19 protein-coding genes are annotated in these 16,158 nt (G+C 54.5%); 2 read left to right on the forward strand and 17 right to left on the reverse strand.

All coding sequences use genetic code 11. From position 1 onward, the window contains the following. Positions 1 to 88: 88 nt before the first annotated feature. The 6 genes from NP590_RS14740 to NP590_RS14765 all read right to left on the reverse strand — a co-directional run bounded on the left by NP590_RS14740 (position 89) and on the right by NP590_RS14765 (position 5,137). Positions 89 to 736, reverse strand: coding sequence for a DUF3047 domain-containing protein (locus NP590_RS14740; RefSeq protein ID WP_256603317.1), 648 nt, complete (start codon positions 734 to 736; stop codon positions 89 to 91). Between the two features lie 314 nt (positions 737 to 1,050). Continuing rightward, positions 1,051 to 2,546 (reverse strand): ISNCY family transposase gene (locus tag NP590_RS14745; protein WP_256603318.1). Its coding sequence is split into 2 segments (ribosomal slippage): positions 1,051 to 1,751 and positions 1,751 to 2,546, totalling 1,497 coding nucleotides; the frame shifts between segments, so codons are not numbered across the junction. Positions 2,547 to 2,702: 156 nt separating this feature from the next. Next, complete coding sequence (locus NP590_RS14750; protein WP_256603319.1) at positions 2,703 to 3,155, reverse strand: HvfX family Cu-binding RiPP maturation protein; 453 nt, start codon at positions 3,153 to 3,155, stop codon at positions 2,703 to 2,705. Between the two features lie 17 nt (positions 3,156 to 3,172). After that, positions 3,173 to 3,934: an HvfC family RiPP maturation protein gene (locus NP590_RS14755; protein ID WP_256603321.1), complete on the reverse strand. Its 762-nt coding sequence runs from the start codon at positions 3,932 to 3,934 to the stop codon at positions 3,173 to 3,175. Then, positions 3,931 to 4,809: an HvfB family MNIO-type RiPP peptide maturase gene (locus tag NP590_RS14760; RefSeq protein ID WP_256603323.1), complete on the reverse strand. Its 879-nt coding sequence runs from the start codon at positions 4,807 to 4,809 to the stop codon at positions 3,931 to 3,933. Before NP590_RS14760 ends, NP590_RS14755 begins: the two co-directional genes overlap by 4 nt. A 19-nt stretch (positions 4,810 to 4,828) precedes the next feature. Then, positions 4,829 to 5,137, reverse strand: a complete 309-nt coding sequence (locus NP590_RS14765; RefSeq protein WP_256603324.1) for an HvfA family oxazolone/thioamide-modified RiPP metallophore — start codon at positions 5,135 to 5,137, stop codon at positions 4,829 to 4,831. A gap of 231 nt (positions 5,138 to 5,368) precedes the next feature. On the opposite strand from NP590_RS14765, the gene NP590_RS14770 reads away from it, so the two are divergent. Continuing rightward, on the forward strand, positions 5,369 to 6,265 hold the full coding sequence (locus tag NP590_RS14770) for an HD-GYP domain-containing protein (protein WP_256603325.1): 897 nt from the start codon (positions 5,369 to 5,371) through the stop codon (positions 6,263 to 6,265). A gap of 81 nt (positions 6,266 to 6,346) precedes the next feature. Here NP590_RS14770 and NP590_RS14775 read toward each other — a convergent pair whose 3' ends face one another. The 11 genes from NP590_RS14775 to NP590_RS14825 all read right to left on the reverse strand — a co-directional run bounded on the left by NP590_RS14775 (position 6,347) and on the right by NP590_RS14825 (position 14,904). Next, complete coding sequence (locus NP590_RS14775) at positions 6,347 to 6,715, reverse strand: hypothetical protein (protein ID WP_256603327.1); 369 nt, start codon at positions 6,713 to 6,715, stop codon at positions 6,347 to 6,349. Between the two features lie 115 nt (positions 6,716 to 6,830). Further along, positions 6,831 to 7,523 (reverse strand): Lcl domain-containing protein, encoded by a 693-nt coding sequence (locus NP590_RS14780; protein ID WP_256603328.1) that lies wholly within the window; start codon positions 7,521 to 7,523, stop codon positions 6,831 to 6,833. Positions 7,524 to 7,623: 100 nt separating this feature from the next. Next, the gene (locus NP590_RS14785; protein WP_256603329.1) at positions 7,624 to 8,361 is read right to left on the reverse strand and encodes a LuxR family transcriptional regulator; all 738 of its coding nucleotides are present in this window, start codon (positions 8,359 to 8,361) and stop codon (positions 7,624 to 7,626) included. A 143-nt stretch (positions 8,362 to 8,504) separates the two neighbouring features. After that, entirely contained in the window at positions 8,505 to 8,705 is a 201-nt protein-coding gene (locus tag NP590_RS14790; RefSeq protein ID WP_256603330.1) for a zf-HC2 domain-containing protein, read from the reverse strand. Continuing rightward, complete coding sequence (locus tag NP590_RS14795; RefSeq protein ID WP_256603332.1) at positions 8,698 to 9,321, reverse strand: sigma-70 family RNA polymerase sigma factor; 624 nt, start codon at positions 9,319 to 9,321, stop codon at positions 8,698 to 8,700. Before NP590_RS14795 ends, NP590_RS14790 begins: the two co-directional genes overlap by 8 nt. Continuing rightward, on the reverse strand, positions 9,312 to 10,355 hold the full coding sequence (locus NP590_RS14800) for a methyltransferase domain-containing protein (RefSeq protein WP_256603334.1): 1,044 nt from the start codon (positions 10,353 to 10,355) through the stop codon (positions 9,312 to 9,314). Before NP590_RS14800 ends, NP590_RS14795 begins: the two co-directional genes overlap by 10 nt. 23 nt (positions 10,356 to 10,378) lie before the next feature. After that, positions 10,379 to 11,473 (reverse strand): inorganic phosphate transporter, encoded by a 1,095-nt coding sequence (locus NP590_RS14805; protein WP_256603335.1) that lies wholly within the window; start codon positions 11,471 to 11,473, stop codon positions 10,379 to 10,381. A 323-nt stretch (positions 11,474 to 11,796) separates the two neighbouring features. After that, positions 11,797 to 12,270 carry a nuclear transport factor 2 family protein gene (locus tag NP590_RS14810; RefSeq protein WP_256603336.1) on the reverse strand — a complete coding sequence of 158 codons (474 nt, stop codon included), beginning with the start codon at positions 12,268 to 12,270 and terminating at the stop codon, positions 11,797 to 11,799. A 29-nt stretch (positions 12,271 to 12,299) separates the two neighbouring features. Then, positions 12,300 to 12,905, reverse strand: coding sequence for a glutathione S-transferase family protein (locus NP590_RS14815; RefSeq protein WP_256603337.1), 606 nt, complete (start codon positions 12,903 to 12,905; stop codon positions 12,300 to 12,302). Between the two features lie 15 nt (positions 12,906 to 12,920). Beyond that, positions 12,921 to 14,210: a pyridoxamine 5'-phosphate oxidase family protein gene (locus tag NP590_RS14820; RefSeq protein WP_256603338.1), complete on the reverse strand. Its 1,290-nt coding sequence runs from the start codon at positions 14,208 to 14,210 to the stop codon at positions 12,921 to 12,923. A 148-nt stretch (positions 14,211 to 14,358) separates the two neighbouring features. Then, a complete protein-coding gene (locus tag NP590_RS14825; RefSeq protein ID WP_256603339.1) occupies positions 14,359 to 14,904 on the reverse strand; it encodes a carboxymuconolactone decarboxylase family protein in 546 nt (181 codons plus the stop codon). Positions 14,905 to 15,040: 136 nt separating this feature from the next. Between NP590_RS14825 and NP590_RS14830 the strand changes: the two genes are divergently transcribed. Next, on the forward strand, positions 15,041 to 15,940 hold the full coding sequence (locus NP590_RS14830) for a LysR family transcriptional regulator (RefSeq protein ID WP_256603340.1): 900 nt from the start codon (positions 15,041 to 15,043) through the stop codon (positions 15,938 to 15,940). Positions 15,941 to 16,158: the final 218 nt, after the last annotated feature.

The raw sequence follows: 16,158 nt of genomic DNA on the forward strand, positions 1-16,158 counted from the left end.
CCTAGGTTGATTTGCAAAACCTCTAACGGCTTGCGAAATATCGCCGGAAAGTCGCTGTTCAGTAACAGGGGTTTGCAGTCGTGCATGCTTAATCCTTGGAAAACCAGATGTCGCCATAAGCGGCAGCGGCATTGCCGCCGCTATTATCGGTATCGGTCATGATGGCAACGGCGTCGATCCCGCTGATGTCTTCACCGAAGAGTGTCTTGAAATCCGCCCGGACATTGCGTTTTTCCTGCTGCCACACATTGAGCAACGCTTCCGGCCCGCGCAAGGCCATCATCATCGCATGATCGCCGGCAAATGCATTCGGCCAGACACTGTCCTTTTTGGTGTTACTGGCCCAGACATAATTGATGGCCTTGGTTTGCCAGAACGCCAAACCGCCTTTTACCACCACGTAAACCCGCGCCGCGTAATCGTCTCCTGCCTTGCTTTGTTCGTTCAAGCCGGTCAAGCGGTTGCCGATGCGCCACGACCAGTTCAGAAACGGGGTTTGTTCCAAATCGATGCGCTGTTCCTTAAATAGGCCGGAACCGGCGGCATGGCTATCGGCCGTCAATACCGTCATGCCATCAATGGGTTGCAGACGGTATTGGGTTTCGCCTTTGAAGCTTTTATGTTCCCAACCCTCCAGGCGATTTTGGCTGAACTCGCCAATGGCCAGTTTAGTATCAGCGACTGCTACGTGACACAGGGGGAATATCGTTAGTAGAACCGACCAGAAAGTTTTCATCATTCACCCGTTTAGACTGAGGACATGCGTGGTTTTAGCCAGGCATCAATAGCCAAGCGTCCACTACCACTCAATAGCAAAGAGCCGAGCATGAACAAATAAACCAACGGCAGCTTGTAATTAGTGCTTGAAAGAAAACTCGATTTTTTTCATGGGCTTGCCGCCGGATTGATCAAAACTACCGCATATTTTTTTTACAGAGTGGTTCGTTTCAGGGTCAGGCCTGATAAAAACGAGCAAATTCCTTATTCTGGGCGAATGTTGGACACACCTTTCCTGCGTTTTTGGTTTTTTTTCGCCATCTGCCCCTGTCTTTAGGCCGCTTTTTTGTACGGGCCTCGTCGTCGATCCGCCGCTTGTTGTTCTTGCTCGCGTAAGACGGCGCCCAGACGCTGAATGTTGCGTGCCACGATGGCGAGGGCTACATAGCGCTTGAAGCCGTCAATGCCATGATCTGGGCATTTGTCCAGACCATGCACGCCCAACGCATTGATGGCCGATTCGACAGCCGAGTGTTGACGGCGCAGGCGGACGAATTCCGGGGCGGATTCGCGGGCTTTGTCGACTTCGGACAGTCGACCTTTTTTAGGGAGCACGACGGTGTCCAGCCATTGTTTGAGATCGGTCTGATTCGCCGGGCTGTGAAAGCCCTTGTCAAAACTCATGGCTTTTAGCGCGGGAAAGCGGGTTTGGGTTTGTTCGACCAAAGACACGGCGATTTTATCGTCGGTGGTTTTTTTCATGACCTGATGGTGCAAGATGAAGCGGTGTTGATCTTCAACGATCGCTACCCGCAGGCCCAGCTCGACCGGTACGCCAGCTTTGCCTTTGCTGATCCATTCGGTGTGCGTCTGAAAAATCGAAAACACTTTTTCGCCATGCGGAATGGTTTCGCCTTGCAGCACGCGCCGGCGAATCTGGTCGATCTGTCGCTCGGCATGCTTCAGATATTCGTCGAGTTTTACCAGCATCGCAGCCGGGATGCCATGCGCTTGGTTCAGGCGTTGCCGGGTAGGTGTGCCCGTTGCGCATAGGTTTCGGCTTGGTCGAGGTAGGTCTGATAAGCGGCTTCGATCTGTGCTTGCTTGGCCTGCCGCTTGGCTTCGTCTTGTGAGGTGGAATGCTTGAGCTTTTGAATCAAACGGTAGCTTTTCTTGAAGCAGCGCAAGTGATAAGCGCTTTGGCGCCATTCGGTCAAGTCCAGGGCGTCGCAGAGCGTCGCACAGGTCTGAATGGCTTTGCGAATCGCATCCCACAATAGGTTGGTGTCGGTGGGGAAATGCACATCGGTTTTGACGACAGCGGAATCAGCGCGGGCTTTCAGCGGTTCTTCGGCGCTTTTTTTTAACAGCGAGTGCCCGGCGTTAACCACTTCCTGGTTAATGCGATCCAGAATCTCGGGCGTTAACAAGCTGACGTTGTCGCGAATCGTCTGCAACTCGTACACCTGTTCGTCCAGCCAGTCACTGTGTCCCAGCATCTGCCGGATCGTCTTGTGTTGGTTGGCCAACTCTTGAATTCGGTCGTAATCCACATTGAGGCTCAATCGCAGCACGCCCAACACCAATATCTTCCACTGCTCCATGCCAGGCCGCCCGGTTTGGCGACTCGCCTTACCTTTGCCATCGGCACGGTCAGGCATCATCTCTTCCAGAATGGCAAATACCCGCTGACGCAATTCGATCTCGGTATAAATGTATTGCAACCCACGCAGTAATTGGGGGATGTCATCGCGCGATTTGGGATCGAGGACGATGGCGGCAATATCGGTTTCACCGAATTTGAGTTGTGGCTGAATAACGGTACGCATGCGATTTCGGGTATCGAAGATTTTGGTTTTTAGGCGTTTGCAGGCCGATTTTCGGCCGAAATAGGACAAAATTAGTGTCAAAACAACACATCTTCGTGCCGCGAAATAATTATAACATATTGATAGTTATAGGTTTAATTGGTTTCCGTTCTGGCACTAATTACCATAACCTTGATCGGTAATGGCATAGCCTTTCCATAATTCGGCCAGGGTGTGCCATTCGGTTGGCCAATGTACGGCGGCGACCGCCACTACGGTTAAAATCATCAACGCCGCACTAAAAAAGCGGGTCATGAACCCCAATATCAACGCAATCGGGGCGATGATTTCCAATCCGGTTGCCAGTGCCCAACTCAAGTCGGCGGGTAATAAGCTGAACGGAAATGGAAAGCTTAAATCGACAAACCAGTTGTCACCGTGGAGTTTTTCCAGACCGGCTTCGCCGAACTCGTAAGCCAGCAACAGACGTAGAAAAATGGGCGCCCAGCCATGCAGGTTACTGTCGAACCAGCGAGAAAGCTGGCCGGGCATCGTACATAGCCGCTCGATGCAGGATGGAATCAGGCAGGCTGTGCAAGCGTTTTGGGCGGATTTAGCAAGGTCGTTCATCAGTGAAGCTCCGAAGTTCATGCCGGGCGAATGTCGATAATCGCGCCCTGGCTATGTAGATCGGCCAGAATGTGCTGGCCGAATTGGGTGAATTCTAAAAATTGCGCGTCCGTGAGATTGGCGCTTCTCATCGCCTGCAAGGCCTGTTGTCCGGTCAGGCCATTATTTAACAGCAGGATCAGCTTTGCCGTGGCAGGGTTCAGGGATATGAATTGCACCTGATCGTCACTATTGCGAAAACCCAGGATATGAGTTGCGACGGCCTGTGGTTCGCCAGGCAAAAAATTTGGACCGATGTCCTGCACCGGCCAGTGGTAATGCAGCAATTGGATGACCTGCGCAAACACAGGCACATGGTTGAGTAATTCGGCAGCGGACAACGGCTTTCGCGTCACCGATCCGGACTCGGCAATCGACAATTGCAATTCAATCCATTCGAAATGCGCCAGTTCGGCCAGAAACGGCCAATCGCCGGGATGCTGGCGTTCCTGTCGCAGATACTGCACAAACTCATCGGGAATCTGCCGGTAATAAGGGGTCAGGCAGCGATGTTTTGCGATGAAGTCCAGCAACAATGTTCGCCAGTCATCTTTGGATAATAGGCCGTGGATCACCGGAAAGCAGGCCGTCAGGCTTTCGTCGAATTTGTTGTAGAGCAGATCGACGTAGACTGCCAGTCGTTCAGGCGCGAATCCCTCGGGTAATGGGTCCGCTTGCGGTTGACGCAGGTAATTCAGAAACTGCCGTTGCTGTTGTTGAAAAGCCGGTGTCGGGTTCATGCCGCCACCTCGCTGATGCCATGTGTGCTTCGGCAGAGCGGATAACGCTTTTGCACAGTACCAATCCGCTCCACTTCGGCGATTAACTCCGGTAACGGCGGAATGTTGCTGTCGCGTTCCACCAGGGTGGGAAACGCGCCAAAACTTCGATAGGCCTCGGCCAGCAAGTCCCAAACCGGTTCGATAGTATTCTGGCCGTGGGTGTCGATGATCAAGCCCGAAGGTTCCAGGTCGTGACCGGCTACATGGCCATAAACGATGCGCCCGCCGGGCAAGCCGCGCAAAAACGCCACCGGGTCGTAGCCGTGATTGACGCTGTTAACGTAGATATTGTTGACGTCCAGATGCAGGTAGCAATCGGCTTCTTCCAGCACCGCGTTGATGAAACTCAGTTCGTCCATCTCGCCGCCCGGCGGCGTCACATAATACGAGGCGTTTTCGATGGCGATGCGCCGTTCCAGTATGTCTTCGGTTTGGCGAATGCGGGCCGCAACATGTTTGACTGCCGCTTCGGTGAACGGCAGCGGGTACAAATCGTACAGATGGCCTTCGTCGCCGCAAAAACTCAGGTGTTCGGTGTACAAGGCGAAATCGTGGTGATCGAGAAACTGTTTCAGATCCAATAAAAAGGCCGTATCGAGCGGCGCGGGGCCGCCCAACGACAAGGCCAAACCGTGCGCCACGAACCGGTGGCGCTCGGTCAGACTGCGAAACTGCTTGCCGAGATGACCGCCGACGCCCACCCAGTTTTCCGGCGACACTTCGAAAAAATCGATGCAGTCGGGCACCTCGACCTGCAAGGTCGGCAGCATGGCGCGGCGCAAACCCAGGCCCGCACCGGAAAGTCCGAAAATATTAGAATTGGATAGGTACATCGGCGGTAGTCCCAAGCTTTTATTGGCCGGCGGGCGCGTCTTTAGCGCCATCGGTTTTGTTAGCGCCGCAACTACCTTCTTTGGCTTTATCCGCGCCGCATTTGCCTTCCGCGGCTTTCTCGCCTGAAGCGGCCTTAGCCTTATCGGCTCCACATTTGCCTTCGCCGCATTTACCTTCCTTGGCTTTGTCATCGGCTGCCGCCAGCTGAACAGGAGTGATGCTGGACATCGCAAACGGATTCTCGCCGGCTTGAATCGCCGGTGCCGCACTCAACAAGCCGGATGCAATCGCGCCGCCCAAAGCTAAAGTCAGATTTTTTTTGTTCATGTGTGCTCTCCAAAGAGTGGTGAAATGTCAAAACAGGACAGGCAACATCGCCTTCCTGCCTCATCAGTCGGAGCCCGTTTGAATTCCTTACAATTTTTTTCGATCTGTCGGCATATGAAGCCCGCGAAAAAAACTTCAAGGCGTGCTGTAAGGAAAGACGGTTAAATTGCGACCATGCTCTACGGTCAAGCCCTATTCATTCGCATTGATTTAACCAATAAGGAGCAAATTATGAAAAATACCCATGCTCAGGATTTGCTGCATACGCTATACAGCATGGCGTTTCTGGTCGAAGCTCGCGACCCCTATACCGGCGGCCATTTGTGGCGGGTATCGCAGTATTCGACCCGTCTGGCTTTGGCGTGCGGCTTTTCCAAGCAGGACGCGGTTATTGCCGGGCTGGGTGGTTTTTTACATGATTTGGGCAAGGTTGGCGTGCCGGACAGCATTTTGAACCACGCCGGCAAACTCAGCGATGTGCAGTATGCGGTGATGAAGACTCATCCGGCATTGGGCGCACAAGTTTTGGAAGGCCACCCCATGGCGCCACTGGCAATGGCTGCGGTGCTGGGCCATCACGAGCTTATCGATGGCGCGGGTTACCCGAACGGCTTGAGCGGCCGAAATATTGCCGAATCGGCGCGCATCGTCGGCATCGCCGATGCCTTCGACGCCATGACCAGCACCCGGCCTTATCGCAAGGGTATGCCGGTGGCGGCTGCTGTCGAGCAGATCGAGATCAATCTGGACCGCCAATTCGATCCGCATTTCGGTCGCCGCTTTATCGAGTTAGCGCAATCCAATGAACTGAATGACATTATTGGGTATAGCGATACCGGCATTCCGATGCACGAGTGCCCGATGTGCGGCCCGGTTGTGGTCATACATAAGCACCAGAAAGCCGGCGACAAGGTTTTTTGCCGGGTATGCGGTAACGGCTCTGTGCTGGAAAAGCAGCAAGGCAAACTGGCATTGAAACCCACGATGCAAACAGGCAGCGCACAAGATCTACAGGCTTTAATCGATCATGATCTGCTGGCAAGATTGCTGGAGGAAGCGCTGCCAAATTTGCCGGTAGATGGTGGCGGCGGCAAAAGTTGGCTCAAACGGTTACGCGGTCGGTTTTGAATGAGGTCGGAATTTGTCACAACACCCGGCCTGTTTGCCGTGCAACGTTCGCCATTAGTGGGTTGGTGGCGTTGTTCGGCATCACTCAAAGGCACTCTGAATGATGAAACCGAAGTGAGGCGTTGGATGGGTTACGATAATCTGCTCTCCAGAGGATTTCTTGATGACATACCCGTCAAATATTTTTTCCTGTCCACCTCGTAGGTTGCCATACACGTTTACCGTCTCATTCAGAGAAAGCCCCAGTTTTTTATGGTCCGGCAACTTGGCACTGACAAAGATTGCGCCGGAACCGTCCGTTAGAGTAAAGCCATTGTCATCAAGTTGTGTGACGGTTCCCTCGATGGTGCTGACAGGGGGCAAAGCCAAATTCTTGATCGGCGTAGTGCCAGCGCACCCGCCGAGCGTTAAAAAAACCACGGCCAATAGCGGCAGAAAGCTGGTTTTCATTGCGATTTCTCCTTTTCGTTGATAGAAATAACTGTATCGGTGACAAGGCGCGATGCACAGTCGCGATTGACTGGGTCATCGCCGCGACCCTACATCGTTTTCTCAAATCAGGCCGTCACCCAGCGCGCCGACGACCCGCCAGCGCCAACAGACCGCTCACGAACAGCCATGCGGCGGATGGCAGTGGCACGGCAGCCACATCGCCGTCGCGTACCGCCCAAGCATGTTGCAGCTCTGTTTTGGGATTATGCCCTTGATTGCCAAACGTGGTGTTAAATTGCCAAGCCCTGGCCAAGTCCGGCGCATAAGGGCTGCCCGACCAGTAATTGTAGGCGCGCAGGTTTTTCACCAACCCCACATCGGCCTGCTCAACCGCGAGGCCACCATGGGCAATGCCAAAATCCGCCTGATAATTACCCTGGCTATCGTAAATACTCTTTAAGCCAAGATTCACGTAAAACATATAAGACAATTCCGACGTCGCCGTTTGTGTATTGTGGCCACAGTCCGTGCCGCCATAGGCAAAATTACAGCCGGGGCTGCCGGTATCGGTGATCGTCGCCAGACGCCAGTCATTAAAACCGCCTACCTGCAGGCTGTCCGCCCACTGCATGGCGTCTTGCCAGGACATCCGGCCAGTCTCGCTGTAACCGCTGGTTTTGGCGTAATTGGCATCCTGCAACCAGGTGACGTTCAAAACGGTGTCATAAAGCATGCCGTTGCCGCGGTCGAGCAGTTGCGCTTGCGCGCCTTCCGTCATCAGCGCGCAACAGACGGCTATTGCCAAGCCTAGCGTTTGGTGCTTCATCTTTTTTCTCCAAGTTGTTTAGGACTGGCGTATTGTGCTTTACCAAACGAATCGGTAGCTACTGTCAGATTTGACAGTCAAATGTTGCAAAACCGGCTGCTTAAAAGGGATGCGGCTGTATCAAGCCTAACAGCGTTGCTTTGATCAAGGCATGTTGCCTGTTTGAGGCATTGAGCTTGCGCGTCACGTTATTGAGATGGAAGTTGACGGTTCGCTCGGACAGGTTCAGCAAGCGGGCGATTTCCCAGGATGTTTTGCCGTCCGCGGCCCATTTCATGCACTCTTGCTCGCGAACACTCAGAGATGTTTCGCCATTAAAATCGTCCAGATTCAAAACTCGGCGCACCGCTTCGTGGATGTGGCCCGCCAATATCTGGATATAGGGCATGGCATGTTGGGTGATTTCGCCTGAGCGGGTTGCCGAACCATCCAGTGCAAAGCTCAAGATGCCCATTTCGCCGTGCGGGCTATGCATGGGCATGCTGATTCCCGCTTTCAGGCCAAATTCACCCGCTTCATTCATCATCTGGAGGCTGCGCCCGGACAAGGCTTTCGGCAGATCATGCCATTGCACGGGTGTAACATGCTTGGCGCAATAAGCAATCGTGGGATCAATTTCGTAATAAGCACGATTGAAATAGTGCTCCAGCCACGGCTCCGGGTAACCCTTGAGCAGCACAAGCCTTGAGTTTGAAAAGTGGGTTGGAATTCTCAACGCATAAACAAAGGCATCAAAGCCCAACTGTTGACCGTGCAAGCGGCAAAGCTCGGTAATATCTTCGATGCTTTGGGCAGTCGAAAATTTTTCCAGAGAGACATAAAACTCATTGATGTTCAAAACAATCCCTGATGCAGGCAACAAGCGGTTTGCATAAATTGTGACTCAAACATCCTAACTGATTACTCACCCTGGAAAAAGCTGGAATTTTCCGCCCATCCGGTTTACTGATGGGATTCCTTAGTCAACGGATACGGCTGCGGTCAGTCCGATTTTTTTACTGAATCGAACATTTGATCAGCATACTGTCGCGCCGCTTTGCGGATAAATTGCGTTTGGCTCAGAAAATTTCGGCAGCGTGAGCACATCATCACATGCAGTTTGATGGATAGGCGTTCGCCGATGCCCAGCGGCGTGTCCAGGCCCTTGGACACCAGTTCGGTAATTTCACGGCAATTACGCATGATGCGACTCCTTGTTGAATTGGGATGAATTGAACCAACGGATTTCCAGACATTCGCGCAGCCGCAGGCGGGCACGGTGCATGGTGACCCAGTAATTGGCGTCGCTGATGCCGGTTTCCCGGCAGACTTCCTCGGCCTCCAGGCCGACCAGTTCCCGCAGCATGAACACCTGGGCCATTTTGGCGGGTAGATTGTTTTGGCAGGTTTCGTAAATGGCCCAGAACTCCTGTTGTTTCAAGGCGGCTTCCGGGTCTTGCCAGGTGTTGGGGCCGCCGTTCCAATGGCCGTTGCCGAGGAAAAAATCGTCATCCTCGTTTTCCAGCATATCGATTTCGCCCATGTCGAGAACGTCGGTCACGACTTCCCGCTCCATACGCCGCCAGTGATCGGCAATTTTGTGTTTCAAAATCCCGATCAACCAGGTTCGAAGGCCGGCTTTGCCTTGGAAGGCGGTGGCCGATTGCCAGGCGGCCAGCAGGGTTTCCTGCACCGCGTCGTCGGCCCATTCCGCATTACGCAGTTTGATCAAGGCATAACGAAACAGTACCGGCCGCTGTTCGGCCAGCACGGCCTCGTTCAGCGTGGGCGTCCTATCGGCGGCGCTTTTCAGCAACATGCGCCGTCCGCCTTGGTGACCGTGGTTTGCGGGCCCGGTATGCAATCGAACAAACCGAAATGGCGGGTTTTATCGCCCAGTACCTGAAAATGCTGACCAAAGCGGCTGTTGGCCAGCATGTCAGCGGTGTTGCCGCACACCCTGAGTGGGCGGCCGGTTTCGAAATGATGATGGTCGTCCAGTTCGAACCGGTGCGGGTGTTGTTCGATAGTGCCCAAGTAAACGGCGACTTGGCCGAAATCTTCGCAGCGGTCTTCCAGCGGCATTTTGAAGGCGCGCACCGTCACCGAGTCGAACCTGACCATTCCGATTTTGGCGAACACCTCGGGGTCGTCAATGCTGATCGGGTTTTGCTTGACCTTGCGTACGTCCGGGCAACCCAGATCGTGCAAGATGCGGCGGAAGTCTTCCCAGTACAGCGCGCCGCCCAGACATTCGCCGAGCAGCACCGGATCCTGGCGCAATTCGGCGGGAATGCGGCGGTCGGCGAACACGTCGGAAAAATACAGCTCGCCGCCCGGTTTCAACACCCGGAAGATTTCCGCCAGCACCTTGGGTTTTTCCGGTGACAGGTTGATCACGCAGTTGGAGACCACCACGTCGATGCTGTTATCCGCAATGCCAACCGTATGCAGATTTTCGATGTGGCCATGCAGAAACTCGACGTTGGCGAAACCGAAACGCTCGGCGTGCCAATCGCGATGCCGTACCGCGACTTCCAGTTGCTCGGGCGTCATGTCGACGCCGATCACTCGCCCGTTGGGGCCGACCAGTTTGGATAACAAGTAACAGTCGCGGCCCGTGCCGCAACCCAAATCCAGCACCGTTTTGCCTTCCAGAGCCGGCGGCAATGGCGAGCCGCAGCCGTAGAAGCGTTCCAATACTTCCGGATGCAGCCCGGCCAACAAGACTTTCAAACAGCTGGGCATGGCGTCGATGCTGCAACAGGCGCTGGTTTTCAGATCCTGGCTGGATTGCAGCACTTGGCCGTAGTAATGCTGAACCGATTCGGTGATTTCAAGGGTGGTGGTCATGGGCTGTCCTGAATAGCGATTGATCAAAGGGTGATGACTGTTTCATAAATCAAGGCCGCGCACGGCAGCGTCAATAGCCAGGATAACGCAATCGAGGCAATGACGTCGCCATGGGCTTTGCCGCTAACCAAGCCGATGCCGAATAACGAACCGACCGACACATGGGTAGTGGACACCGGCATGCCCAGTTTACTGGCAAATATGACCAGTAGCGCAGTGACCAGATTGGCCGATAAACCCTGGTCGTGCGTGAGGCTAGTGATTTTATGGCTCATGGTTTCCGCGACCCGGCGGGCATTGAACACCCCGCCCAACAGCATGGCGGTGGCCACGGCCATGATGATCCACTGCAAGTCGAAACCCGGCGCCAGCAACAGCAGCGCGGCAATTTTGGGCGTATCGTTCAGGCCGCGGGCGAAGCAAACCGCACCGGCGCTGCAGAAATGCAGCCCGTCACGCAGGCGATCGAGTTGAAAACCGAAAACCAGGCCGGCTTGCCGCTCGGCGCAAACGGTTTGACGATCAATGCTTAGAGTCGGAACGAGGGTTATGCGCATATGGGTGTTACCGGCCAAGGCAAGCGGGGCCGGGTTTTCCACGCACAGGCATAAGTCGTTTTCGCTTGAGCGACGGTCGCGCCACAGGTTCAGGGTTCGGTAAAACAAAGCCGCCAGCAGCAAGGCCACGACCGGGCTCAACAGCAACGGCAGGACGAAGTTACTCAGTAACGGTACCGGATTGAGGTTGCCGGAAGTCGCCAATAGCGTGCTGCCCGCCATGGCGCCCAGCAAGGCATGGGTGGTGGAAATCGGAAAGCCAAAGCGGGTGGCCAGAATCACCGTCATCCCGGCGCCGCCGGCGACAGCAATCATGAACGGCAGCGTGTGTATCAGCTCGTCTGGAGCCAGGCCTTTGCCGGAAAATTTGACCAATAAGGTCTGGGCTAAAAATAGTGCCGCCAACGAACCGGCCAAGGTCGCTAGCGTGGCCCAAACCAAGGCTTGGCGAAAATTGGCGGTTCCGCTGCCGAACAAACTGGCCACACCCTTGAAGTTGTCGTTGGCGCCGTTGGCATAGGCTAGAAAGCAAACGCTAATAAATAATATGCTGGTGAGCATGAGAAATCTCCTGGATGGCGTCGACTAGTCTCTCTAAGTCGTCAGGAGAGGATCAAACCTTACAAAAAATATTCTGTAATCGAGAAATCAATGATAAATCCTTATGATCAATAACATTGTTGGTTAAACGATAGGTTGGCATTTTCGGAAATTGGCTGGACTTCGCCAATGAACGGCGTTATAGATCTACTGGTAATAATGCCCCCAACTGTCCGGTTTCAAGCCCCTAAGCACGTTAAAGCTTAGTTTCGCCCGCGAGCATTCTGGTTATGAATGCCGCGGGCAATCTCGTCGGGATTTTTACAAGGATGCTAAACTGTTGGTCACAACCCTAAATCGCTCAAACCGGCATGGTCGTCAGGTCGGCGGCCCAGCGGCCAATGAAACAAGCGCTGTTCTTCCTTGATCGGCAAATCGTTGATGCTGGCAAAACGCCGCTGCATGAAGCCTTGCGGGTTGAATTCCCAGTTCTCGTTGCCGTAACTGCGGAACCACTGGCCGGAATCGTCACGCCATTCGTAGGCAAAGCGCACCGCGATGCGGTGGTCGGTAAACGCCCATAATTCCTTGATCAAGCGATAATCCAGTTCCTTGGCCCATTTGCGCTGCAAAAACTGGCGGACTTGTTCGCGACCCTGCGGAAACTCGGCGCGGTTGCGCCAGAGCGTGTCTTCGGTATAGACCAGAGCGACACGGTCCGGATCGCGCGAGTTCCAGGCGTCTTCGGCCATGCGTACTTTTTGCGCGGCGGTTTCAGCGGTAAAGGGTGGGACGGGAGCTTTGATTTCTTGGGTCATAGTATTTCTCTGTGATAAGGGTGATTGATTTACGCCTGCCACATACCGGGCATGGTCACATAACCGGGCAAGGCGCGAATGCGTTGGAACCAGGCGATGATGTTAGGGTAGGCAGCGATGTCTAACCCGCCTTCCGGCGCCAGCGCCAGATAGGGGTAGACGGCAATGTCGGCAATAGATACCGAATCGCCGACCAGCCAATCTTGGCTTTGCAGATGGCGGTCGATAATACCTAGCACTTTATCGGCAGTTTGCCCTGCCGATGCCGTATCGATAGGACTACCGAATTTATGGTGTACCCGCAGTTTGGCAGGGCCGTGGAAGATTTCATTGGCGGCGGTTGATAGCCAGGCGGCGATTTGCGACAGTTGATAGGCATCGTCCGGCCACCATTTTTCTCCTCCATAGCGTTTGGCCAGATACACCAAAATGGCTTGACTGTCGCGAATAATCAGGCCATTGTCATCCAGAACCGGCACTTGGCCGAACGGGTTGCGTTGCAAATGGTTTGGGCCGCGCTGCTCTCCGCCGCGCAAATCTACCGGCTGGGTTTGATAGGGCAAGCCCAGTAAACGGAGCAATAAGCGCACTTTGTGGCAGTTGCCGGATAGCGCCATGTCGTAGAGTGTGATCATGCTGGACTCCTTCGGTTAGCTGAAACTTTCAAATTGCACCCGTTCGTCGGCAATGCCGAGCCGGCGGGCTGTCTGACACACGCTGTCGATCAGGCGGGTTGGGCCACAAACGTAGATGACGGTATCGGCGGTTGCGTTGCGGAGTATGTCCGGTATGTCTAGCCGGGTCGGATTTTGCGCCTGGCTGAAATAAAACCGGCATCGCTCGGAAAACCATCGTTGCAAGTCTTTGATGAATGCCATTTCCTGCGGCGCTCGACCGGTGTAATGCAGTTGAAATGGCGTACCCCGTGCGGCCAAAGTTTCGGCTATGGCTTTGATCGGCGTGATGCCGATGCCGCCGGCAATCAACAACGCCGGACGGTCATCATCGTGCAATGGAAAATAGTTTTCCGGTGCTTCGACGTTGATGCGGGTGCCAATTTCCCAACCGTCGTGCAATGCCGACGAGCCGCCTTCGCCGTCGTCGACACGCAAAACGGCAATGTGATAGCAATCCGGATCGTCCGACGCGTCGGTCAGAGAATAGGTGCGAGAGGTGACGCTACCGTCCGCTAGTCCGATCGGCACGCGAATATGCGCCCCAGCCCGATAGGTGGGCAGCGACTCGCCGTTAGCATGGCGCAGTTCATAAGCACGGATGCGCGGCGTCAATTGGCGAATCCCGCTGATAGTCAAGGGTAACCCCCCATTCCCCAGCACCACAGGTGTTTGCGGTGCTACCGAATTGGTGTGTTGTTGCGTCCGAGTCTGCTCCAATAGCGCTTCGACTTCGCGTTGGCTGTAACGCGGGGTAATGTATTTCGGGCAATTCCAATCGAAGGCTTCGACTTGGATCACGATGCCGCGCTCGACCGGGGCGCGAAAGTCGGCCAGTTCCAGCTTGGACAGCAGTTCCGGCTCGCTGCGTTCGTCCACTACCCGCGCCCGTCCCCAGATTTTCAGGCGTTGCCGTCCGGGGTAGTCCATCAATATCAAGCTGACTCTTTCGTCGCCGCGTAAATTGCCGACCGAAATATACTGACGATTGCCGCTGAAATCGGCGTAACCGATGGTTTGTGCATCCAATACTTTCAAGAATCCCGCCGGGCCCCCACGGTGCTGAACGTAGGGCCAACCGCTCTGACTCACGGTGGCTTGATAAAAGCTGTCGCGTTCGGCGATGAAGACCTGTTCGAACTCGCTCAACGCCACCGTTTCGGTGTCGCCCAGTTCGGCGGTCCGATACGCCATGCGGCTGCCCATTTCGGCTTGCACCGCTTGAACGTCGGGCGTAAAACTGATTTTGGCAAACGCACGGGCCATAGCCTTTACTCCGGATGGGGTGAAACGTTTAGGGTTACTCTGACATATTCATTAGTCGAGCTGAATAGTCAACATTTGCAATACCTTATTCCATTCAGCGCAAGAATCCGGACTCAAGTTCGTCCCTGAACTTGATTCGGCATCAGGATTACGCGGCCTGTTTCAGCGTCACTTTCGGGAAATCAATGTCCACCCGGCTGGCCTTGCCCAAGATATTGGTCAGGATATTCATGCCGACATGGGTGATGACCTCGACGATGTCGGCCTCACTGAAGCCGGCGTCACGCATGGTTTGCAACTCGGTATTGGTGATCTCGCCCTTGTGCTCGACCAGGGCGCGGGCGAATTTAACCGCGACCGCCGCCTTGGCGTCCTGGCTGGTGCCGGCGCGGTTGGCTTCGATTTCCGCCCCATTCAAACCGGCTTTGCGGCCGATGGCGATATGGGCGGACAGGCAATACTCGCATTGGTTCTGTTGTGCCAACGCCAATGCGATACGTTCACGGGTGGTGGCGTCCAGCGAGCCGTGACCCGCGATATGATGCAAGCCGAGGAAGGCTTTCAAGGCGTCCGGCGAGTGGGCGAACACGCGTAGAAAGTTCGGCACCATGCCCAGTTGCCCCTGGATGGCTTCAAACAGGGCGCGTTGTTCGATATTGGCGGTTTCGTTGCTAACGGTGGTGATACGGCTCATGAGAGTTCTCCGAAAAATGAATGAGTTTGTCGTATGCCTGGGTGAAATTCAGCAGGCGGGTACAGTGTGGTCTATTGCGAAAAAATAAAGAATACCTAAAATATTCAATTAACTATTCCGATCAGTGGAATTAAAAATGGACAGACTGCATTTAATGAGTGTTTATGTCGCCGTGGTCGAAGCCGAGGGCTTTGCCGGCGGCGCGCGCAAGCTGCACATGTCGCCGCCCGCCGTAACCCGTGCGGTGGCCGCGTTGGAAGAGCGCTTGGGCGTCAAGTTGCTGAATCGCACCACCCGCTATGTACGGATGACCGAGGCCGGCCAGAAGTATTACGAAGACGCCAAACGCATTATCGCCTTGGCCGACGAAGCCGACGATGCGGTACTGGGCATCAACGCCGAACCGCGCGGCCAACTGACGGTAACCGCCTCGGTATTGTTCGGCCGCTTGTTCATCATGCCAGGCATCGTCGACTATTTGCGCCGTTATCCGGCGGTGGAAGTCAATGCGCTGTTCGTCGATCGGGTAGTCAACATGTTGGAAGAAGGCGTGGATGTTGCGATTCGCATCGCCGATTTGCCTGATTCGTCGTACCGGGCGCTACGAGTCGGCTCGGTCAGGCGGGTATTGTGCGCCTCGCCGGAATATCTGGCTGAACACGGCATACCGCAGACACCGGATGATTTGCCCAAACATCGCATCATTCTGGCGCGCGGCCTGAATCCGAACAATGAGCTGCGCTTTCAGTACGATGGACAGGCGCAGACGGTCAAATTGCAACCGCTTTTGAGCGTCAGCGATAACGACTCGGCGGCCAGCGCCGCCATTGCGGGACTGGGTATCACCCGACTTTTGAACTATCAAATCGCCGAGCCGTTGCGTAGTGGCCAACTGAAAATCGTCCTGGGTGACTACGAAAGCCCGCCGGTTCCGGTGCATATCCTGCATCGCGAAGGCCGCCACTCATCGGCGAAAATTCGTTCGTTCGTCGATCTGATGGCTACCCGTTTAAGGGCCGAATTGTCGCTGAATTAATCAACATAATCATTAACATATCATGATACCTGAGCAGGTAAAGCAGGATGATCCCGTTAATGGGTTTGATCGAAAAGCTGGGCTTGTAGCCAGAGCTACTGAGTTTAATCGGCGATGGCAATACCGCTGGGACTAATTAGCCATTTGCAAAATTCCCAGAATGTCAGCTTTGGCACAATCTTTAGACATTAGACTTAGTGCAGAGCTTCTGACGGCTT

It is taken from the genome of Methylomonas subterranea (assembly GCF_024505185.1).
Classification (GTDB): domain Bacteria; phylum Pseudomonadota; class Gammaproteobacteria; order Methylococcales; family Methylomonadaceae; genus Methylomonas; species Methylomonas subterranea.